This is a genomic window from Nonomuraea sp. NPDC049758, from assembly GCF_040674635.1.
In the GTDB taxonomy this organism is placed as follows: domain Bacteria; phylum Actinomycetota; class Actinomycetes; order Streptosporangiales; family Streptosporangiaceae; genus Nonomuraea.
Genome location: NZ_JBFAMZ010000029.1, coordinates 1 through 19,086, shown reverse-complemented (window position 1 = coordinate 19,086; position 19,086 = coordinate 1). Strand labels below are relative to the sequence as shown.

The window sequence follows — 19,086 nt, the reverse complement described above, 5'->3', positions numbered from 1 at the left end:
CGTGGCGCCGGTCCCCGCGGGCTCTTCGCACGGAGGGGGCCTGCTCCCCGAGCCCGGACAGGAGGGCATGTACACTCCTCTTCGGAAACAGACCGTAGCGCTGCGTGACGATCATCGCATCCGGCGCCTTCGGCCAGGGGCGGGTCCCCGTAGTCAGCACCACTTTCCTCCGCCCGGACCAACAGCGGGGAGCCGACATGGATTCTCTTCACCTGACCACCAGCCGCCACGACACGACCGTGACCGTCTCCCTGAGCGGCGAGCTCGACATCGCCACCACCGAGGCCGTCCGCGGCCACCTGCTCGGCGTGCTGGAGGAGGCCGGGCGGGCGCGGCGGCCGGACATGTCGGTGGTGATCGAGGTGGGCGGCCTGTCCTTCATCGACGCGGCCGGGCTCGGCATCCTGGTCTCCCTGCACAACCAGGCCGCCCGCGGGCACACCCGCCTGCGGCTGGCCAACGTCCCGCCCAACATGAAGCGCCTGCTGCGGATCACCGGCCTCGACGCCCACCTGACGCCCCAGTCGTAACGGTACGCCCGCCTTGAGTAGGTTGTGGGCGTGTCGATGATTCAGGTTCCTGGCCCGATCCCCGCCAGGCTGGAGGACGGGTTCGACCGCGTGCTGCGCGAGCAGCGGCTGCCCGCCGGGTTCCCCCAGGACGTGCTCGACGAGGCCGACTGGGTGGCGCAGGTGCCCAGGCTGGACGCCAAAGACCTGACCGACGTGCCGTTCGTGACCATCGACCCGCCGGGCTCGATGGACCTCGACCAGGCCCTGCACCTGGAACGGCTGCGCGACGGCTACCGCGTCTGGTACGCCATCGCCGACGTCGGGGCCTTCGTCCGGCCGGGCGGCCCGATCGACGTCGAGGCCCGTACCAGGGGTGAGACGGTGTACCTGCCGGTGGGCAGGGTGCCGCTGCATCCCAAGGTGCTGTCGGAGGGCGCGGCGAGCCTGCTGCCGGGCGCGATCCGTCCGGCCGCGGTATGGCGCGTCGACCTCGACGCCGAGGGCCGGATCGTCGGCGCGGACGTGCAGCGCGCCCGGGTGCGCAGCCGCGAACGACTCGACTACGCCTACGTGCAGGCGGCCGTGGACACCGGCACCGCCGACGGCACCCTGAGCCTGCTGGCCGAGATCGGCGCGCTGCGGCTGGGGCTGGAGCGGGCGCGCGGCGGCGTCACCCTGCCCACGCCCGAGCAGGAGGTCGTCCGGGACGCCGACGGCGGCTACCGGCTGGAGTTCCGCGTGCCGCTGGCCGCCGAGGCGTGGAACGCCCAGATCTCGCTGCTGACCGGCATGGCGGCGGCCTCGATGATGCTGGACGCCGAGATCGGCATCCTGCGCGTGCTGCCCGCGGCGCAGCCGGACGACCTGGCCAAGGTGCGCAGGGTCGCGCAGGCGCTCGGCGTGCCGTGGCCCGAGGGCGCCGGTTACGGGGAGGTCGTGCACGACCTCGACCCGAAGAACCCGCAGCAGGCGGCGTTCCTGCAGGAGTCGAAGGTGCTGCTGCGCGGCGCCGGGTACGCGGCCTTCGACGGCGCGCCGCCCAAGCTGGCCGAGCACGCGGCGGTGGCGGCGCCGTACGCGCACGTCACGGCGCCGCTGCGGCGCCTGGTGGACCGGTACGCGACCGAGGTGTGCCTGGCGGTCGCGGCGGGCGAGCCGGTGCCCGCCGAGGTACGGGCCGCGCTGCCGCTGCTGCCCGACATCATGTCGGCGACCGGCCGCCGCGCCGGGGCGGTCGACCGGGCCTGCGTGGACCTGGTGGAGGCGTTCCTGCTGCGGGAGCGGATCGGGCAGTCGTTCGAGGCGATGGTGATCGACGTGGACGAGCGCCGCGGCGGCGGCCAGGTGCAGCTCGTCGAGCCGGCCGTGATCGCCCGCTGCGACGGCGTCCTGCCGCTGGGCGAGCGGGTCACCGTCCGCCTGACGCAGGCCGACCCGGCCACCCGCGAGGTCCGCTTCACCCTGGCCTGAAGCCCGCCGCGGGGCCGGTGCCCGCAGGCACGGCGAGTGCCGTGCCGCCGGGCGCCCGCGGGCACGGCGAGGGCCGCGCGCTGGACGACCTGGCGCGCGGCCCCCCCGGTGGACCTGCCCTCACCGCTTGAGCGGCGACCATCCCGCGCCGACCCCCAGCAGGTGGAGGGCGACGCACAGCAGCCCGGCCGTGGTGAGCGTGCCCGCGGTGAGCACGTTGCCGACGGCGGTGCCGGCGATGTCGAAGATCAGGGCGAGCAGGAAGAACAGGGCGGCGATGAGAGCGAACACGGGTTACCTCCCGAGCTGACCGGACCCCGGCCCGATGGGCCTGAAGGGGGATCCCTTTCCTACGTCTTGGGGATGTCCGCCGGATTCGGCGGAGAAACTGCCCCGAGGGTGACGATCTGTAGCCATATGACGACACCCCCTTGACCGGCCGGTCAGTCGGCTCCGACCCGCCCCGCCGCACATCACAGCCGCGTCAGCCCGCCCCGCCGCACATCACGGCCGCGTCAGTCGGCCCCAGCGCGCATGCCGTCGCACATCACGGCCGCCATCCGCCCGGCCGCGCCCCTGCCCCGCGCGTGGCGTTCGGCCGCCAGGGCGCCGCGCAGCAGGTCGCGGACGTCGTCGGCGGACAGGTCGCGGCGTACGGCCCCGGCGCGCTGCGCGCGGGCCAGCAGCCGCCCGACCGCGTCGGCCAGGTCGGCCTCCAGCGCCGAGCCGGGTCGCGGCGCCGGCCCCGCGCCACCGTCCAGCAGGTCGCACAATGCCTGGTGGGCCGCGGCCTGCTCGGCGACCCGGCGGAACCAGCCGAAGAAGGCCCGCCCGGCGTCCTCGGCGGTGGCCAGCGCGCGGGCGTCGGCCACGAAACGTTCGGCCCGGCCCAGCAGCACCGCCTCCAGCAGCGCCTCCTCGGTGGGGAAGTGCCGGTGAACGGTGCCGACCCCGAACCCGGCGCGGCGGGCGATCTCGTCGAGGGAGATGGTCAGCCCGTCGGCGGCCAGCGCCTCCTGCGCGATCTGCAGGACCCGCTCGCGGTTGCGGCGGGCGTCGGCGCGTAACGGCCGGGCGGAGCTGTGGTCGCCCATGGGGAACCTGCCTTCGGCAAGCGGAGGGAGGGCTCCGATTCTACCGGGCGGTAGCCCGGCGTGGCGCGGCCGCCCGCCCTGGCCGGAGCCAGGAGGGGCGGCCGCGTGGGACCTGTCGCAACCGCCGCTCAGGGCGGCGTCGTCAGCCGCGGCCTGAGACCGAACGAGCCGACGCGCTTGAGCCGGATGCGCTCCTCGCGGGGCACCGGCTCCAGCTCCACGGCTCGCGCCCCCTCGGGCACGTGACGCAGGTCGTGGGTGATGAGGATGGTCGTGCGCCCGGCCATCAGCCGCCGCAGCGGCTTCATGACCTGGGCGACGGTGGCGTCGTCCAGCCCGGTCATCGGCTCGTCGAGCACCAGGACGGGCGCGTCGCGCAGGATGGCCCTGGCGATCCCGATCCGCTGCCGCTGGCCGCCGGACAGCAGCCGGCCCCGCTGCCCGACCGGGGTGTCGTACCCCTGGGGCAGCAGCTTGACGAAGTCGTGCACGCCCGCCGCCTCGGCCGCCCTGATCACCTCGTCGAGCGAGGCCCCCGGCCGGCCGTAGGCGATGTTGTCGCGTACGGACCCCGAGAACAGCAGCGTCTCCTGGTGCAGGATCGCCACGTTGGCACGCAGCGACTCCCGCGTCAGGCCCCTGATGTCGCGGCCGTCGACCAGGATGCGACCGCGTTCCGGGTCGTAGAACCGCAGCAGCAGCTTGGCCAGCGTCGACTTGCCGCTCCCGCTGGGCCCGGTGCAGACGACGAGCTCGCCGGGCCCGGCGGTGAACGACACATCGCGCACGGCGGGACGGGTGCGTCCCGGATAGGTGAAGCCGACGCCGTCGAACTCCACCCGTCCCTCGGCCCGGCCGGGCAGCGCCACCGCCCCCTCGGGGTCGGTGACGAGGGGCCGGACGTGCAGGACCTCGATCACCCGGTCGGATCCCGCCGCCGCCTCCGACACCGTCAGCGCGAGCTCCCCCAGGCTCTGCACGGCCGGGTAGAGCATCGCCAGGTAGGCGGCGAAGGCGAGCAGGCCGCCCAGGGTGAGCCGTCCGGAAACGATCTCCCAGGCGCCGAACCCGATGATGACGATCAGGCAGACCGTCTCGATGACCTGGACGACGGGCTGGTAGAGCCCCGACAGCCAGGCCTGGGACAGGTTGGCGCGCAGCCAGCGGCGGCCCTCGCCGTGCAGGCGCCCGGACTCGGCCCCCTGCCGGTTGTAGGCCTGGACGAGCGCCTGGTTGGCCAGGCCCTCCTCCAGCACGCTGTTCATGGCGCCGTTGCTGAGCCGCTCGCGCGCCGCAGCCGTCCTGAACCTGGCCGCGAACAGCTTCGAGACGACCAGGAACGCCGGGATCAGCGCCATCGTGACGAGGGCGAGGTCCCAGCGGATGAGGAAGGCGGCGCCGGCGAAGAACACCACGCTGGCCGCGGTGGTGAACAGTTTGACCAGGCCGGAGCCGACCAGTTCCTCGATGGCCTGGATGTCGTCGGTCAGCCGGGCCATGAGGTCACCGAGCCGCCGGTTCTCCGAGAAGTCCGGCGACAGGGTCTGGATGTGCGCGAACACGCGGTCGCGCAGGGCGAGCAGGAAACGTTCCGCGCCGTAGGCCGTGGCGTACGTCCCGACGAAGGACGTCAGCCCGGCGAAGGCGGCGAGCCCGAGCCAGGTGAAGGCGGGCGCCCAGAAGGCGTCCAGATCGCGGGTGGCGAGCACGTCGTCCGTGATGTGCCCGAACAGGCGGATCGCGGCGACCTCGCAGAGTGCTGCGAGGACGGCGAACACCACGCCACACGCGAAGAACCGGCGCAGACCTTTGGTGTCCGGCCAGAACTCGCGAAAGGTTCGACGGATGGAAACGGCAGGAGCGAGTTCACGGCCGGAGAGCGTAAGGGAGAGCCGGCGGCTGGGCCGCCGGCTCTCACGGGGTTGCTCTACCACCCCCAGCCCCACCACCTGCGGTAGCAGCAGCGACGGCGGTACCACCGGCGACGGCGGCAGCGCCAGGACTCCTGGAAGCCGGGCTGGGTCAGCTGGTTGTTAGCCATGTTTTCCTCCCCCGTATGGCTGTTCCATTCGACAAATGGGACGATACCCACGAATTCGCCGCAAATCACTCGAAGTTCAGACTTAAAGGGAGAATTGACCGCCGAATCCCGGCCACAAAGGCACTACTGCCGGCCACTTAAATGAGCCGTAAATCGCGAAATCCGCTGATAGCGGTCACGGAACGCCCAAAGATGCTACTCAGAACTGGTTCTCACCTAATCGGAAAACCCGAAGGGCGGGCGGATCCGGCCGGATCCGCCCGCCCTTCGCGGACATTCCCGCGGCTCAGGCGAGCCCTCAAGGTGAGCCCTCAGGTGAGCGACGAGTACGCAACGACGCCGCGTCGCATGGCGTCCATCGCCTTGCCCGCGGTCTGCTTGATCTTGCTGCCCTCAGGAGCGGCGTTGCCGAGCTGGCCGAGCAGGTCCATCAGCTGCTTGATCCACCGCACGAAGTCGCCGGCCGCCAGCTCGTTGCCGGCCACGCCCTCCAGCAGCACCGCGTCGAGGCTGTGGCCCTTGGCCCATCGGAAGGCCGCCCACGCGAACCCCAGATCGGGCTCGCGGATGGTGGACAGCCCGTGGTCGGACTCGATGCCCTCCAGCTCGCCCCACAGCCGGATCATCGACGACAGCGCGTCCTCGGCCCGCCCGGCCGGGATCTTGGGACGGCGCGCGTCGTCGGACTGCCGCGACTCGAACACCAGCGCCGACACGCACGCGGCCAGCTCGGCCGGTTCGAGCTCCTCCCACAGGCCGCCGCGCAGGCACTCGGCGGTCAGCAGGTCGAGCTCGGTGTAGAGGCGGCCCAGGCGGCGGCCCTCGTCGGTGACGGCCTCGCCGTCGAGGTAGCCCAGCTGCTCCAGCACCGAGCAGATGCGGTCGAAGGTGCGGGAGATGACGTGGGAGCGGCCCTCGACGCGGCGGCGCAGTCCCTCGGTCTCGCGCTGCAGCTTGTAGTAGCGCTCGGCCCAGCGGGCGTGGTCCTCGCGCTCGTCGCAGCCGTGGCAGGGGTGCTGGCGGATGCTCCGGCGCAGCTCGTTGACCTCGTCGTCGTCGACCGAGTGGTCGCGCGCCCTGGCCGGCTTGCCGAGGTCGCGGTCGCCGATCTTGGCCAGCAGGGTGGAGACGAGGTTGGCGCGCTCCTTCGGCGAACGGCCGTTGAAGTTCTTCGGGATGCGCAGCTTCTCCAACGGCTCGACCGGCACCGGGAAGTCGGCCGGGTCGAGCTTCTTGACCTGCTTGCCGATGGTCAGCACCAGCGGGCTCGGGCCGTGGCCGCGCGGGTTGCGCCCGGGGTCGAGCACGATCGCCAGGCCCGCCCGGCGCCCGCCCGGCACCCGGATCACGTCGCCCGGCTGCAGCGCCTCCAGCGAGCGCACGGCGGCCGCGCGCCGGGCCGCGCCGCGCTGCTTGGACAGCTCGGCCTCGCGGTCCGACAGACGCCGGCGCAGCGCGGCGTACTCGGGGAAGTCGCCCAGGTGGCACGTCATGGCCTCCTGGTAGCCCTCCAGGGCCTCCTCGTGCTTGCGCAGCTGCTTGGCCAGGCCCACGACCGCCCGGTCGGCCTGGAACTGCGCGAAGGACTCCTCCAGCAGCGTGCGGGCGCGCTCGCGGCCGAACTGGCCCACCAGGTTGACGGCCATGTTGTAGGACGGCTGGAAGCTGGAGCGCAGCGGGTAGGTGCGGGTGCCGGCCAGCCCGGCCACCGACAGCGGGTCCATGCCCGGCTGCCACAGCACCACCGCGTGCCCCTCGACGTCGATGCCGCGCCGCCCGGCCCGCCCGGTGAGCTGGGTGTACTCGCCCGGGGTGAGGTCGGCGTGGGTCTCGCCGTTCCACTTGTCGAGCTTCTCGATCACCACGCTGCGCGCGGGCATGTTGATGCCGAGCGCCAGCGTCTCGGTGGCGAAGACCGCCTTGACCAGGCCGCGGGTGAACAGCTCCTCGACGACCTCCTTGAAGGCCGGCAGCATGCCCGCGTGGTGGGCGGCCAGGCCGCGCTCCAGGCAGTCGCGCCACTCCAGGTAGCCCAGCACGGCCAGGTCCTCGTCGGGCAGGTGGGCGGTGCGCTCGTCGACGAGCTGCCTGATCTCGTGGCGCTCGCGGTCGGTGGTCAGCCGGATGCCGGCGTAGAGGCACTGCTGCACGGCCGCCTGGCAGCCGGCCCGCGAGAAGATGAACGTGATCGCCGGGAGCAGCCCCTCGGAGTCGAGCTTCTCGATCACCTGGACGCGGTCGGGCGGCCGCGAGCGGTGGACCTTGCCGTAGCCGCCGCGCCCGCGCCGCCCGGCCATCAGCCGCTCGGCGTCGCGCGTCACCCGCATCAGCGCGGGGTTGATGCGCGGCGTCAGGTCGTCGGTCATGAACATGTCGTAGACGCGGTTGCCGACCATCATGTGCTGCCACAGCGGCACCGGCCGGTGCTCGTCGACGATGACCGTGGTGTCGCCGCGCACCTCGCCCAGCCACTCGCCGAACTCCTCGGCGTTGCTGACCGTGGCCGACAGCGCCACCAGGCGCACCGACTCCGGCAGGTGGATGATGACCTCTTCCCACACCGCGCCGCGGAAGCGGTCGGCGAGGTAGTGGACCTCGTCCATGACGGCGAAGCCCAGCCCGGCCAGGGTGGCCGAGCCGGCGTAGAGCATGTTGCGCAGCACCTCGGTGGTCATGACCACGATGGGGGCCTCGCCGTTGACGCTGTTGTCGCCCGTCAGGAGACCGACCTTGGCCGTGCCGTAGCGCTTGACCAGGTCGTTGTACTTCTGGTTGGACAGCGCCTTGATGGGGGTGGTGTAGAAGCACTTGCGGCCCTGCTCCAGGGCCAGGTGGACGGCGAACTCGCCGACGACCGTCTTGCCCGACCCGGTGGGCGCGGCCACCAGGACGCCGTCGCCCGCCTCCAGGGCCCGGCAGGCGTCGAGCTGGAAGTCGTCGAGCTCGAAGTCGTAGAGACCGCGGAACGATCTCAGCGCCCCTCCGTCGTCTCCGTGCTTCTGACGGAAGGCCGCGTAGCGTTCCGCTGGCGTTGTCATACCCGTCAGCCTACCGAAATCGCCATTCCGGTCCGTCCCGGCGGACTCGGCCCGCGGCGAACAGCCTTCGTGTCGCGGATCAGGTGATCACGCGCAGCGCGCCGGGCTGGATCTCGCAGCTGACCGGCACCGGCCCCACGCGCTCGCCGTCGGCGTAGGCCACCACGTCGGCCGCCTCCAGCGTGACCCGGCGGGCCCGCCGCACCGACACCGCCGGGTGCCCCACGTGGGTGCCCCGGTAGACGCCCGGGAAGACGCGCAGGAACTCGCCCTTGGACACTGCGCCGACCATCATCACGTCGAGCAGGCCGTCGTCGGGCGAGGCGTCGGGGCACACACGCATGCCGGCCCCGTAGGAGCGGGTGTTGGCCACGGCGACCATCATGGCCTCCTGCTCGACCACCTCCCCGTCGTCGAGCGTGACCCGGAACGGGATGGGCCGGAAGGCGCGCAGCTCCTCGGCCACCGCCACCAGGTAGCGGCCCTTGCCGGGCGGCCAGGTGCGCCGGTTGGCGCGTTCGTTGACGCGCGAGTCGAAGCCGCAGCAGAGCACCCCGGCGAACAGCTCCTCCGACTCCCCGGCCCGTACGCGGGCCGCGTCGACCGGCCGGGCCCGCATCCGCAGCACGGTCCTGGCCGCGGCCAGCGGGTCGCGCGCCAGCCCCAGGGCGGCGGCGAAGTCGTTGCCGGTGCCGGCCGGGATGATGCCGAGCGGCACGTCGGTGCCCGCCACGGCCTGGACGGCGAGGTGGACCAGCCCGTCGCCGCCGAAGGCGACCAGCGCGTCGGGGCGCTCGGCGACGGCGGTGCAGGCACGTTCGAGGGCGTCGGCGGCGTCGGCGCCGACGATCACCGACAGCTCGGCGCCGCCGGCCCGCAACCGGCGGGCGACGGGTTCGAGCAGTCGCAGGGTGCGCCCGCCGCGTGCGGCGGGGTTGACGAGCAGGGCGATTTGGGGGGCCACGCCCGGAACCTATCGCCTATCGGGCGCCGTCGGAATCCTCGGCGTCGGAGGCGGCGTCGGACGGGGCGTCCGCCAGCGGCGAGGCCTCGTCGTCGGACAGGTGCGAGAAGTCCTCGCCCGCGGGCCTGCGGCGCTCACGCACGTACATGAAGAGCTCGGCGAGGAAGTACAGGATGATCATCGGCGCGGCCAGCGCCATCATGGTGAGCGGGTCGCCACCGGGGGTGATGACCGCCCCGAACACGAACATCGCGAAGATCACCGTACGCCGGTGCTTCTTGACGGTCGCGTGGGACAGGACGCCGATGACGTTGAGGAAGACCAGCAGCAGCGGCAGCTCGAACGACACGCCGAAGATCATCAACATGATCAGGACGTAGTCGAGGTACTCGTCGATCGAGATCGTCGCGACGGTGTCCTCGAGCGAGAAGCTCAGCAGGATGCCGAGGCTGGTGTCCATGATGACGTAGGCCAGGCCCGCGCCGAACACGAACAGCGGGACGGCCAGGCCGAGGAAGGCGATCGAGTAGCGCTTCTCGTTGCGGTAGAGGGCCGGGGTGACGAAGGCCCAGATCTGGTAGAGCCAGACCGGTGAGGCCACCACGACGCCCACCATCGCCGAGACCTTCAGGGTGATGAAGAAGGACTGGAAGATGCCGTTGTAGACCAGGCTGCAGTGACCGTTGAGCTGGCGCGACTGCACCGTCTCGCAGTAGGGCGCGCGCAGCGCCTCCCACACCGGGTCGAACAGCATCCAGCCGACGACGATGCCCACGACCACCGCGAGAACCGAGATGAGCAACCTGTTGCGCAGTTCGCGCAGGTGCTCCATGAGCGGCATCCGGCCCTCGGGGTCGGGGGCCGATCCGGAATCTCTCGACCGTTTGAGCAGCGCCATTCGCACGTCCAGGGGGTGAAGGAGGAGGAAGGGGGGTCAGCCTTGCTTGTCGGCCTGGGCGGCGCTGGCGCGCAGGCGGGCGGCCTGCTCCTCGAGCTGGCGGGCCTGCTCCTCGGCCGAGAGCGCCGGGGCGGCGGCGGGGGCCGGGGCGGGAGCGGGGGTGATCGGCTGCGGTGCGGCCTGCTGGGCCGGGGCCGGGGCCGGCTGCGCCTGGACCGTGGTGTGGGGCGTGTCGTCGTCGTCATCGCGGAGCTTGGCGGTCTCCGACTTGAAGATGCGCAGCGACCTGCCGACGCCCCTGGCCACGTCGGGCAGCTTCTTGGCACCGAACAGCAGGACGAGCACGCCTGCAATGATCAGGAGCTCGGGAACTCCAAGGTTCGACATGAAACGTCCTTTATCAGCGAGTGCCGGTCTTCAGCCCCGATGGTACGCCCCCAGGGGCCGTGGTCTCATCCTCCTGGGGCGTCAATCTGACCTGCCCCCGCTCCAGACGCGCCTTCGCCGCGGCGACCTCCCTCTTCAGGGAACGTGCCGCGGCGGCGGCCCTGGCGCCCGCGACGCCGAGCACGGCCAGCCCGGCCAGGACCAGCCCGGCGGCCAAGAAGATCCACGTCATGGGTGCTGAGCGTACAGGGCCAGGGCCCGCTCGGCCTCCCCGCGCACGGTCTCGGCCATCGCGGGCGGGAAGACGACCCGGCCGGTGTCGCCGAGCCGCAGCGCCAGCTTGACGATCCAGTCCTCGTCACGCGCCCGCAACGAGATCTTCAGCCGTCCTTCACCGAGCTCGGTGACCTCCTCGCACGGGTAGTACTCGGCCACCCACCGCCCGGCGGCGCTGACCTCCAGCTCGACCAGCTCGTCGGTCGGCGAGGGACGGAAGACGCCGCGGGTGACGTCGATGGGCTCGGCCTCGGCCGGCGGGTCGGCCGGCACGTCGAGCACGTCGACGCCGAGCACCCGGTCGAGCCGGAACAGCCGCATCGCCTCGGCCCGGTAGCACCAGCCCTCCAGGTAGGTGCGACCGTCGACGACCACGACCCGGGTCGGGTCGACCTCGCGCGGGGTGACCTCGTCGCGCCCGGGCACGTAGTAGCGCAGCGACAGCCGGCGCCGGGCGGTGAGCCCCTCGCGCACCCGGCCGAGCGCGTCGGGGGCGGCCTCGACGTCGAAGGCGACCTGGCTGCTGACGGTGGCCGCGCCCTCGCCCGCGGCGCGCTCCAGCTTGGCCACCACGCGCGGCAGCGCGTCGCCGGCGGCCACGTCGGCCAGCTCGGGCGTGGCGGCCAGCATGCGCAGCGCGACCAGCAGCGCGCTGGCCTCGTCGATGCCGAGCCGCAGCGGCCGGGCGATGGTGTCGGCGTTGTCGATGATGATCTCGCCGCCGTCCCAGGAGACGTCGATGAGGTCGCCTGGGGTGTGGCCGGGCAGGCCGCACATCCACACCAGTTGCAGGTCGTCGATGAGCTGCTTCTCGCTCAGCCCGAACACCTCGGCGACCTCGCCGACCTGGGCCCCCGGGTGGGACATCAGGTACGGCACCAGCGCCAGCAGCCTGGGCAGCCGGTCAGCCGAACCGCTCATGCCAGGGCTCCCTTCAGTCGGCGGATGACGGCCTCGCGGGCGTCGGGCGGCCCGACCACCTCGACGTCGGCGCCGAGGCTGGCCATCCAGCCCGCGAGGCGTTCGGGGTCGGCGAAGGCCAGCTCGGCCTCGTCCCAGCCGTCCTCGCGCGGGTGCACGGCCCTGGCGAGCTGGCGCAGGCCCTCGCAGGTTCCCCGGCGCACCCGGATGACGGCGACGCGCTCGTCCACGGGCTCCTCGGGGAAGCCGACCATGGCCCGCAGGTCGACCCCGTGGGGCACCTCGACCACGCCGGGGCGGCCGAGGGCGGTGACCGGACCGGCGATGCGGCTGAGGCGGAAGGCGCGCGGCGCGGCGCGGTCGCGGTCGAACCCGGCCAGGTACCAGCGCCCGCGCCGGCTGACCACGCCCCACGGCTCGACGGTGCGGGCGCGCACGGTCTCGCTGCCGGAGGCGCGGTAGTCGAAGCGCACCACGCGGCGGTCGCGCACGGCGTCCCACAGGGCGGGGAAGGCCGGGTCGCGGGTGTCGACGCGCAGTTCCAGGGCGCCGCCGCCGATCGGGCCGCCGACCGGCTCGTCGGTGGCCACGCCGGCGGCGCGCAGCTTCAGCAGCGCCCCCGAGGCGGCCTCGGCCAGGCTGGCCCGCTGCCACACCTGCGCCGCCAGGCCCAGCACGGCGGCCTCGTCGGCCTCCAGGGTGATCTCCGGCAGCTCGTACGACTGCGGGTCGATGCGGTAGCCCGGCTCGTCCTCCCACGGGTCGCGCACGACGTCGATGGGGATGCCGATCTCGCGCAGCTCGTTCTTGTCGCGTTCGAACATGCGCTGGAACGCCTCGTCGCCGTCGCGGTCGTAGCCGGGAACCGCCTGGCGGATCTGCTCGGCCGACAGCGGGCGACGGGTGGCGAGCAGGCAGATCACCAGATTCAGCAACCGCTCGGTCTTACGGCGCGACATCTGCCTCACTCCTCCTTCATCGACGCTACCCTGCCCCCGTGATCAGATGGCGCAAGGGCGAGGTTGTCCGGATCCGACGCGAGTGGCCGGGAGCGGTGGAGCTGGATGTCGCCGTTCCCGAAGGTGAGTGCCGGGCACTGGCCTACCCCCCGTTGGTGGGCCGCCCGGAACCCGGTGACGAGGTGCTGCTCAACACGACCGCACTCGCGATGGGTCTCGGTACGGGAGGTTACGCCATGGTGGTGGCCGTCCCGAACCGTTTGCCGCAAGATCCGGTGGGCCCGGGGCACCTGGTGAAGGCCCGCTACACGCCGCTGCAGGCCACGGTGCTGGGCGCCGACGAGCAGGATTCGCCGTTCCACGACGTCCTGAGCGAGGCCGACGACCTGGCCGGGATGCCGGTGATCGTGGCCGATCTGCACTCCGCGCTGGCCCCGATCCTGTCCGGCCTGTACGACGGCGCTCCCGGCAAGCGGGTGGCGTACGTGATGCAGGACGGCGGCGCGCTGCCCGCCTGGTTCTCGATGTCGGCGGCCCGGCTGCGCGAGACCGGCTGGCTGGCCGGGGTGGTGACGACGGGCCAGGCGTTCGGCGGCGACGTCGAGACGGTCACCGTCCACACCGGGCTGCTGGCGGCCAGGCACGTGCTGCGGGCCGACGTGGCGATCGTCACGCAGGGCCCGGGCAACCTGGGGACGGGCACCCGCTGGGGCTTCTCGGGCGTGGCGGCGGGCGAGGCGGTCAACGCCGCCGGGGTGCTGGGCGGCCGTCCGGTGGCGGCGCTGCGGGTCAGCGAGGGCGACGCGCGCGAGCGGCACGTCGGCGTCTCCCACCACTCGCTGACCGCCTACGGCCGGGTAGCACTCTCGCCGGCCGACGTGGCGGTGCCGCAGCTGCCCGGCGCGTTCGGCGAGCGGGTGCGCGAGCAGGCCGAACCGCTGGCGGCCCGGCACCGGCTGGTGCCGGTGCCGGTGGACGGCCTGCACGAGGCGCTGCGCGCCGCGCCCGTGAAGCTGTCCACCATGGGCAGGGGCCTGGAGGAGGACCTGCCCTACTTCCTGACCTCGGCGGCGGCGGGCAGGCTGGCGGCCTCGCTGCTGTCGTAGGAGTCCTTGTACGTGAACGCCTCGGGGCTCGGCCCCTCGGTCCTGAGGCGTTCCAGCCGCCGCATGCCCTCGGCCAGCGACGGGATGTGCCCCTCGGGCACCCACCACATCACCATGTACGGCTCGGCCACGCGCAGGAACCACTCCCTGCGCCGGCGCAGCACGCCCAGATGGACGCTGCGATAGGTGAAGTCCCACAGAGTCTGCAACGACTCCCACACCGAGAAGTTGATCAGCAGGTGGTCGCCGAAGTCGTGCACGACGGTGGCGGTGGGGTCGCTCTCGCTCTCCTTCATCCGCCACACGAAGCCGGGGGCCTCGTCGGCGACGGCGTTGACGGGTTCGAGCAGGGCGACGAACTCGGCGAGTTCGGGGGCGTCGATGGGCGCGCGCAGGTGCGCGACGTTGAGCTGGGCCAGATGCATGGGGCTCAGCACATCACTCTCGCGGCTTCTATGTCAATCTTCATTTGTTTTAGAAAGCGAGACGCAGCACTCCCCCGGTCTCGGATCCAGCCGCGCCCTGCCCGGGTCCTCGCCCATGCCCTCCAGCAGCCCCTGGCACAGCGCCAGGTTCATCGAGCACACCAGCAGCGGCTGCTCCTGCGACAGCAGGTGGAAGGGGCAGTTGCGCAGCCGCAGCGCGCCGCCCTCGTCGTAGGGCTCGTAGCCGCGCTCGCGCAGCACCCGGTCGACGGGCTCGCCGCCGCGCCCTCTGCCGATGCGCGCGCCCGCCCGGCGGGCCGCCTGCTCGGCCTGCTCCTCGGCGCCGAGCAGCTCCACCACGTCGGCCAGCACCGCGGCGGGCGTCGCGTAGTCGCGCGGGGGCAGGCTGACCGTGCGCTCGCCCTTGGCCCTGCGGTAGACCTTGGCCGGGCGGCCGCTGCCGGGGCCCTTCCTGTCCTGGGGGCGAAAGCCGCTCTCCAGCAGCCCGGCCTCGACGAGCTTGTCGAGGTGGTGGCCGGCCAGCGTCCTGGAGACGCCGGCCGCCTCGGCGGCCTCGCCCCTGCCGACGTCGCCGCCGCCGGCCGTCACGGCCTCGTACAGGCTGCGGCGCACGGGGTCGTGCAGCAGGCCGAGCGCCTGCAGGTCGTCGTCACTGCTCACAGCCGGAGTCTACGGAGCCTCAGTAGGCGGCCAGGACGTCCACGACGAACACGAGGGTGTCGGAGCCCTTGATCCCGTACGCGGGATGGCCGGGCGCGCCGTAGCCGTAGGCGGGCGGGACGACCATCAGCACCCGGCTGCCGACCGGCACCCCGACCAGCGCCTTGTCCCACGCCTTGATCACGGTGCCGTCGCCGATCCGGAACGCCTTCGGCAGGCCGGTCGACCAGGTGGCGTCGAAGACCTCGCGCCGGGCCCAGATCGCGCCCTCGTACTGGGTGACCAGGAGCTGCCCGGCCTGCGCCGGGCTGCCGCTCCCCCGCCGCAGCACCTTGGCGGTGAAGGCGCGCGGCGGCACGGCGGCCGGGATCGACACCTTCGGCCGCTCGCCGCCGGTCACCCGGACGCCGGCCAGCGACCCGCCGGCCGCCTCGACCGAGACGCCCTTGCGGTGGGCGCCCAGGATGTCCACGACGTAGACCAGGTCGTCGGCCGGGCCGACGCCGCGCGGCGGGGTGGCGCCGAAGCCCTGATCGGGCGGGACGGCCGCGAGCACCCGGCTGCCCACCGTACGGCCGCGCAGCGCCCTGCCGAGCCCCGGCAGCAGCGAGCGCACCGGGAAGGCCGCCGGGGCGCCCCGGTTGAAGCTGGAGTCGACCAGGCGGTTGTCGCGGCCGTCCCAGACGTGCGCGGTGTACTGGACGACCGCGACGTCGTCGTCACCCAGCCGGTCGCCGCCGCCCGTGGTCAGCTCGTCGACCCGGAGATCGGCGGCGGGCCGGCCGGCGGGGAAGACGATCGTGGGCCGGGCGCCGAACGCGCCGCCCACCTTCAGGTCGAGTTTCTCCGCCGCCTTGGGCGCGGGCTCGCCCGCCGTCGGGCCCGTGCAGGCGGCGGCCAGCAGCAGCGACGCCAGCGACGGCACGATCGTACGGCGGCGCATCTGCCCTCCCACGACAAAGTGGCCCGGCGGCGAGACGCCACCGGGCCACGAGATGCTACCGCGTCGTCGGACGGCCCGTCAGGAGATCACCCGGTCAGGAGGCCGCCAGCACGTCGATCACGAACACCAGCGTGCTCTTGGCGGGGATCTTGTCCTGGGCCTGGTCGCCGTAGCCGAGGTCCGGCGGGATGCTCATGACGACCCGGCTGCCGACCGGCACCCCGGCCAGGCCCTTCTGCCAGCCCTGGATCACGTTCGCGAGCGGGAACTCGGCCGGCTCGCCGCGCTCCCAGCTGGAGTCGAACTGGCTGTCGGTGCCCCAGATCTTGCCGGTGTAGTGGACGGTCAGCGTCTGGGTGGGCTGCACCTTGGCGCCGGTGCCCTCGATGATGGTCTTGACCACCAGCTCCTTGGACGGCTTCTCGTCGGTCTTGGTGGTCAGCGTCGGGGCCTTCTCCCCACCCGGGTTGTCCACCTTGACGCCCTTGAGCGTCTGGCCGGTCTCCTTGCCCGTGGCCGCCTTCAGCGCCGGGGGCCGGGCGCCGACCACGTCGAGCACGAACACCTTCGTCGGCTCGGCGCCGGCCGTGGCCTGCCCCGCCGGGGCCGAGTCGTTGGCCAGCACGGCCAGCAGCCGGCCGCCGTGCTTGACCTTCGTGAAGCCGTCGCGCAGCACCTCCGGCAGCTGCTCGTTGACCGGGACGGTCTCGGGCTGCTTGGTGTCGTAGGAGGAGCCCTGGATCGCGTTGCCCTTGCCGTCCCAGTTGTAGACGGTCAGGTTGACGATCAGCTTGTCGCCGGTCTTGACCTCCGGGCCGGTGCCCGGCTGGATCACCTTGTAGGAGGACTTCGTCGCCGGCGAGCCGGCGGGGAAGGTCACCGTGGGCTTGACGCCCACGTTCCCGGTGACGGTGAGCCCGGCCGCGTCGGTGCCGGTGGTGGCGCCTCCGTTCGCCCCGGCGTCGGTGTCGCCGCACGCGGCGGCGAAGAAGATCAAAGGCACGGCTGCCAGTACGGCCAGAGCGCGGCGCATGGACTTCCCTCGGAAAAGACGTCAGATTCGCGTCACCCTACCCGACATCGAGGTAGGGCCGAGGTAAACACCACGCCCCGGCCGTTGCCTCACATGCCGGCGATGAGCTTGTCGACGCGCTCGTCCACGCTGCGGAAGGGGTCCTTGCACAGCACCGTGCGCTGGGCCTGGTCGTTCAGCTTCAGGTGAACCCAGTCGACGGTGAAGTCGCGCCGCTTCTCCTGCGCCTTGCGGATGAACTCGCCGCGCAGGCGCGCCCTGGTGGTCTGCGGCGGCACCGACTTGGCCTCGAAGATCTTCAGGTCGGAGGCCACCCGCTCGACCGAGCCGCGCTTCTGCAGCAGGTAGAACAGGCCGCGCTTGCGGTGGACGTCGTGGTAGGCCAGGTCGAGCTGGGCCACCCGGGGCGAGGACAGCGGCAGGTCGTACTTCTTGCGGTAGCGCTCGATCAGCTGGTATTTGGTCACCCAGTCGATCTCGCGCGAGACCAGGTCGAGGTCGCCGGTCTCGACCGCGCGCAGCGTGCGCTCCCACAGCTCCAGCACCCGGCGGGTGATGGCGTCGCCGCCGCGCCGGTCGACGAAGTCCTGGGCCTTGGACAGGTACTCCTGCTGGATCTCCAGGCTGGAGGCCTCCCGGCCGTTGGCCAGGCGCACCCGGCGGCGGCCGGTCATGTCGTGGGAGACCTCCCGGATGGCCCTGATCGGGTTCTCCAGGGACAGGTCGCGCATCACCGTGCCGGCCTCGATCATGCGCAGCACCAGGTCGGTCGCGCCGACCTTGAGCAGCATCGTGGTCTCGCTCATGTTCGAGTCGCCGACGATCACGTGCAGGCGGCGGAAGCGCTCGGCGTCGGCGTGCGGCTCGTCGCGGGTGTTGATGATCGGCCGGGACCGGGTGGTGGCGCTGGAGACGCCCTCCCAGATGTGCTCGGCCCGCTGCGAGACGCAGTAGACGGCGCCGCGCGGCGTCTGGAGCACCTTGCCCGCCCCGCACACGATCTGCCGGGTCACCAGGAACGGGATCAGCACGTCGGCCAGGCGGCCGAACTCGCCGTGCCGGCCCACCAGGTAGTTCTCGTGGCAGCCGTAGGAGTTGCCGGCCGAGTCGGTGTTGTTCTTGAACAGGTAGATGTCACCCGCGATGCCCTCTTCGCGCAGGCGTTTCTCGGCGTCGACGAGAAGGCCCTCAAGGATGCGCTCGCCCGCCTTGTCATGCGTGACGAGTTCGATGACGTTGTCACACTCGGGTGTTGCGTACTCAGGATGGCTGCCCACGTCGAGATAGAGACGTGCGCCGTTGCGGAGGAAGACGTTGCTCGATCGGCCCCAGGACACGACCCGCCGGAACAGGTAGCGCGCGACCTCGTCGGGGGACAGCCTGCGCTGTCCCCTGAACGTGCAGGTCACGCCGTACTCGTTCTCCAGCCCGAAGATGCGACGATCCATCACCTCACACTATGCCCACGGATCGGCGATCGGGAGAGATCTTCACAGGTGTTTTCCGGCGGACGTCCCATTTGCCAGATTTGCTGGGTGGGTTTTACCAGGTCCGCGCCCGCCCCCGCGAAGCGCGGAGCCGGGATCACGGGGTGTAGATCTCCTGCACCTTGACGATCTTGCCCTGGTACACCGTGATGAGCGACGGCTGCCGCTGCTTGTCGTGCCTCTTGACCAGCACGGACGTGGGGCAGCGCTTGGCGCCCAGGCCGGTGTTGCGGTCGACGGTCATGGCCGCCATCACCGGCTTGCAGCCGTAGGCCGACAGGAAGACGACGTCCTTGGCGATCGGGGAGGCGTAGGCCGTCACGTCGCCCTCGGGCGGGCCGACGAAGTAGCCCTCGGTGGTCTTGGACCGCTTCCACTTGATGGGCTCGTACTCGGCGACGCCGTCGCGCACGTCGGTGATCCAGCCGCGCAGGATGCCGTTGTGGCGGGAGTGGATGCCCTTGGTGAAGTCGTGGCCGGGGTCGGCCTGGAAGCTCGTGCCGAAGATCGCGGGCTTCTTGTACGCCGGGTAGGCGGTGGCGGCCTGGCTCGCGGTCGCGGTGGCGGTGGTGGCCGCGTGGGCGGCGACGCCGGAGGCCAGCAGCGCGGCGGCGGCGGTGCCGCCGGCGAGGAGGGTGCGCATCGTTGTGTTCACGCTTGCTGAGATCCCGCCTCGCGCCCCGGGGTTCACCGCCATGTCAGTGATACAGGTCACACAGCGCGGGCCCTGTGGCGGGCGGTGGCCTCACGGGACATCTGGAGTACGCGCGCGAGCGCACCGCGTTCGGGCAGCCCATCGCCGACTTCCAGGCCGTCCAGCTCAAGCTCGCCGACCTGGCCACCGAGATCCA

The 19,086-nt window shown here is 72.2% G+C and carries 20 protein-coding genes; 4 read left to right on the top strand and 16 right to left on the bottom strand.

Going from position 1 to position 19,086, the window contains the following annotated elements; translation table 11 throughout:
* The first annotated feature begins 197 nt into the window (after positions 1 to 197).
* Positions 198 to 530 carry an STAS domain-containing protein gene (locus AB0J46_RS45745; RefSeq protein WP_364341822.1) on the top strand — a complete coding sequence of 111 codons (333 nt, stop codon included), beginning with the start codon at positions 198 to 200 and terminating at the stop codon, positions 528 to 530.
* A 36-nt stretch (positions 531 to 566) separates the two neighbouring features.
* Positions 567 to 1,982 (top strand): RNB domain-containing ribonuclease, encoded by a 1,416-nt coding sequence (locus AB0J46_RS45740; RefSeq protein ID WP_364341934.1) that lies wholly within the window; start codon positions 567 to 569, stop codon positions 1,980 to 1,982.
* A 120-nt stretch (positions 1,983 to 2,102) separates the two neighbouring features.
* Here the strand turns inward: AB0J46_RS45740 and AB0J46_RS45735 are convergent, their stop codons facing one another.
* The 10 genes from AB0J46_RS45735 to AB0J46_RS45690 all read right to left on the bottom strand — a co-directional run bounded on the left by AB0J46_RS45735 (position 2,103) and on the right by AB0J46_RS45690 (position 12,560).
* Complete coding sequence (locus AB0J46_RS45735) at positions 2,103 to 2,273, bottom strand: hypothetical protein (RefSeq protein ID WP_352331507.1); 171 nt, start codon at positions 2,271 to 2,273, stop codon at positions 2,103 to 2,105.
* 224 nt (positions 2,274 to 2,497) lie between these two features.
* The gene (locus tag AB0J46_RS45730) at positions 2,498 to 3,076 is read right to left on the bottom strand and encodes a helix-turn-helix domain-containing protein (RefSeq protein ID WP_364341820.1); all 579 of its coding nucleotides are present in this window, start codon (positions 3,074 to 3,076) and stop codon (positions 2,498 to 2,500) included.
* Positions 3,077 to 3,204: 128 nt separating this feature from the next.
* The gene (locus tag AB0J46_RS45725; RefSeq protein ID WP_364341818.1) at positions 3,205 to 4,854 is read right to left on the bottom strand and encodes an ABC transporter ATP-binding protein; all 1,650 of its coding nucleotides are present in this window, start codon (positions 4,852 to 4,854) and stop codon (positions 3,205 to 3,207) included.
* Positions 4,855 to 5,428: 574 nt separating this feature from the next.
* Entirely contained in the window at positions 5,429 to 8,155 is a 2,727-nt protein-coding gene (locus tag AB0J46_RS45720; protein WP_358299052.1) for a DEAD/DEAH box helicase, read from the bottom strand.
* A 79-nt stretch (positions 8,156 to 8,234) separates the two neighbouring features.
* A complete protein-coding gene (locus tag AB0J46_RS45715; protein WP_352364096.1) occupies positions 8,235 to 9,119 on the bottom strand; it encodes a YegS/Rv2252/BmrU family lipid kinase in 885 nt (294 codons plus the stop codon).
* A 16-nt stretch (positions 9,120 to 9,135) separates the two neighbouring features.
* A complete protein-coding gene (tatC, locus tag AB0J46_RS45710) occupies positions 9,136 to 10,017 on the bottom strand; it encodes a twin-arginine translocase subunit TatC (RefSeq protein WP_364341932.1) in 882 nt (293 codons plus the stop codon).
* 36 nt (positions 10,018 to 10,053) lie between these two features.
* Positions 10,054 to 10,404: a Sec-independent protein translocase subunit TatA gene (gene tatA, locus AB0J46_RS45705; protein ID WP_358299048.1), complete on the bottom strand. Its 351-nt coding sequence runs from the start codon at positions 10,402 to 10,404 to the stop codon at positions 10,054 to 10,056.
* 13 nt (positions 10,405 to 10,417) lie between these two features.
* Positions 10,418 to 10,636, bottom strand: a complete 219-nt coding sequence (locus AB0J46_RS45700) for a hypothetical protein (protein WP_364341815.1) — start codon at positions 10,634 to 10,636, stop codon at positions 10,418 to 10,420.
* Entirely contained in the window at positions 10,633 to 11,601 is a 969-nt protein-coding gene (locus tag AB0J46_RS45695) for a WYL domain-containing protein (RefSeq protein WP_364341813.1), read from the bottom strand. Before AB0J46_RS45695 ends, AB0J46_RS45700 begins: the two co-directional genes overlap by 4 nt.
* Positions 11,598 to 12,560, bottom strand: a complete 963-nt coding sequence (locus AB0J46_RS45690; RefSeq protein ID WP_358299042.1) for a WYL domain-containing protein — start codon at positions 12,558 to 12,560, stop codon at positions 11,598 to 11,600. Before AB0J46_RS45690 ends, AB0J46_RS45695 begins: the two co-directional genes overlap by 4 nt.
* A gap of 38 nt (positions 12,561 to 12,598) precedes the next feature.
* Here AB0J46_RS45690 and AB0J46_RS45685 point away from each other — a divergent pair, with 38 nt between their 5' ends.
* Complete coding sequence (locus AB0J46_RS45685; protein WP_364341811.1) at positions 12,599 to 13,666, top strand: DUF3866 family protein; 1,068 nt, start codon at positions 12,599 to 12,601, stop codon at positions 13,664 to 13,666.
* On the opposite strand, the gene AB0J46_RS45680 is transcribed toward AB0J46_RS45685, so the two are convergent.
* The 6 genes from AB0J46_RS45680 to AB0J46_RS45655 form a co-directional block, all read right to left on the bottom strand.
* Positions 13,612 to 14,091, bottom strand: coding sequence for a DUF3291 domain-containing protein (locus AB0J46_RS45680; RefSeq protein WP_357706945.1), 480 nt, complete (start codon positions 14,089 to 14,091; stop codon positions 13,612 to 13,614). The genes AB0J46_RS45685 and AB0J46_RS45680 overlap by 55 nt on opposite strands.
* A 33-nt stretch (positions 14,092 to 14,124) precedes the next feature.
* Positions 14,125 to 14,772 carry a helix-turn-helix domain-containing protein gene (locus AB0J46_RS45675; RefSeq protein WP_364341809.1) on the bottom strand — a complete coding sequence of 216 codons (648 nt, stop codon included), beginning with the start codon at positions 14,770 to 14,772 and terminating at the stop codon, positions 14,125 to 14,127.
* A gap of 19 nt (positions 14,773 to 14,791) precedes the next feature.
* Positions 14,792 to 15,715: an FKBP-type peptidyl-prolyl cis-trans isomerase gene (locus AB0J46_RS45670; protein ID WP_364341807.1), complete on the bottom strand. Its 924-nt coding sequence runs from the start codon at positions 15,713 to 15,715 to the stop codon at positions 14,792 to 14,794.
* A gap of 94 nt (positions 15,716 to 15,809) precedes the next feature.
* Positions 15,810 to 16,748 (bottom strand): FKBP-type peptidyl-prolyl cis-trans isomerase, encoded by a 939-nt coding sequence (locus AB0J46_RS45665; RefSeq protein WP_364341805.1) that lies wholly within the window; start codon positions 16,746 to 16,748, stop codon positions 15,810 to 15,812.
* An 89-nt stretch (positions 16,749 to 16,837) separates the two neighbouring features.
* Complete coding sequence (gene pafA / locus AB0J46_RS45660; protein WP_125642647.1) at positions 16,838 to 18,196, bottom strand: Pup--protein ligase; 1,359 nt, start codon at positions 18,194 to 18,196, stop codon at positions 16,838 to 16,840.
* A 136-nt stretch (positions 18,197 to 18,332) separates the two neighbouring features.
* On the bottom strand, positions 18,333 to 18,890 hold the full coding sequence (locus tag AB0J46_RS45655; RefSeq protein WP_364341803.1) for a hypothetical protein: 558 nt from the start codon (positions 18,888 to 18,890) through the stop codon (positions 18,333 to 18,335).
* A gap of 74 nt (positions 18,891 to 18,964) precedes the next feature.
* Here AB0J46_RS45655 and AB0J46_RS45650 point away from each other — a divergent pair.
* Positions 18,965 to 19,086 (top strand): acyl-CoA dehydrogenase family protein (locus tag AB0J46_RS45650; RefSeq protein ID WP_364341930.1); only part of this gene is annotated, 122 nt, incomplete at its 3' end.

What these genes read in the sequence shown, in the direction of transcription:
- tatA (WP_358299048.1), bottom strand. Translation starts at nt 10,404, where the DNA reads ATGTCGAACCTTGGAGTTCCCGAGCTCCTGATCATTGCAGGCGTGCTC.
- AB0J46_RS45695 (WP_364341813.1), bottom strand. Translation starts at nt 11,601, where the DNA reads ATGAGCGGTTCGGCTGACCGGCTGCCCAGGCTGCTGGCGCTGGTGCCG.
- AB0J46_RS45720 (WP_358299052.1), bottom strand. Translation starts at nt 8,155, where the DNA reads ATGACAACGCCAGCGGAACGCTACGCGGCCTTCCGTCAGAAGCACGGA.
- AB0J46_RS45740 (WP_364341934.1), top strand. Translation starts at nt 567, where the DNA reads ATGATTCAGGTTCCTGGCCCGATCCCCGCCAGGCTGGAGGACGGGTTC.
- AB0J46_RS45680 (WP_357706945.1), bottom strand. Translation starts at nt 14,091, where the DNA reads ATGCATCTGGCCCAGCTCAACGTCGCGCACCTGCGCGCGCCCATCGAC.
- AB0J46_RS45690 (WP_358299042.1), bottom strand. Translation starts at nt 12,560, where the DNA reads ATGTCGCGCCGTAAGACCGAGCGGTTGCTGAATCTGGTGATCTGCCTG.
- AB0J46_RS45700 (WP_364341815.1), bottom strand. Translation starts at nt 10,636, where the DNA reads ATGACGTGGATCTTCTTGGCCGCCGGGCTGGTCCTGGCCGGGCTGGCC.
- AB0J46_RS45745 (WP_364341822.1), top strand. Translation starts at nt 198, where the DNA reads ATGGATTCTCTTCACCTGACCACCAGCCGCCACGACACGACCGTGACC.
- AB0J46_RS45665 (WP_364341805.1), bottom strand. Translation starts at nt 16,748, where the DNA reads ATGCGCCGCGCTCTGGCCGTACTGGCAGCCGTGCCTTTGATCTTCTTC.
- AB0J46_RS45730 (WP_364341820.1), bottom strand. Translation starts at nt 3,076, where the DNA reads ATGGGCGACCACAGCTCCGCCCGGCCGTTACGCGCCGACGCCCGCCGC.
- pafA (WP_125642647.1), bottom strand. Translation starts at nt 18,196, where the DNA reads ATGGATCGTCGCATCTTCGGGCTGGAGAACGAGTACGGCGTGACCTGC.
- AB0J46_RS45670 (WP_364341807.1), bottom strand. Translation starts at nt 15,715, where the DNA reads ATGCGCCGCCGTACGATCGTGCCGTCGCTGGCGTCGCTGCTGCTGGCC.
- tatC (WP_364341932.1), bottom strand. Translation starts at nt 10,017, where the DNA reads ATGGCGCTGCTCAAACGGTCGAGAGATTCCGGATCGGCCCCCGACCCC.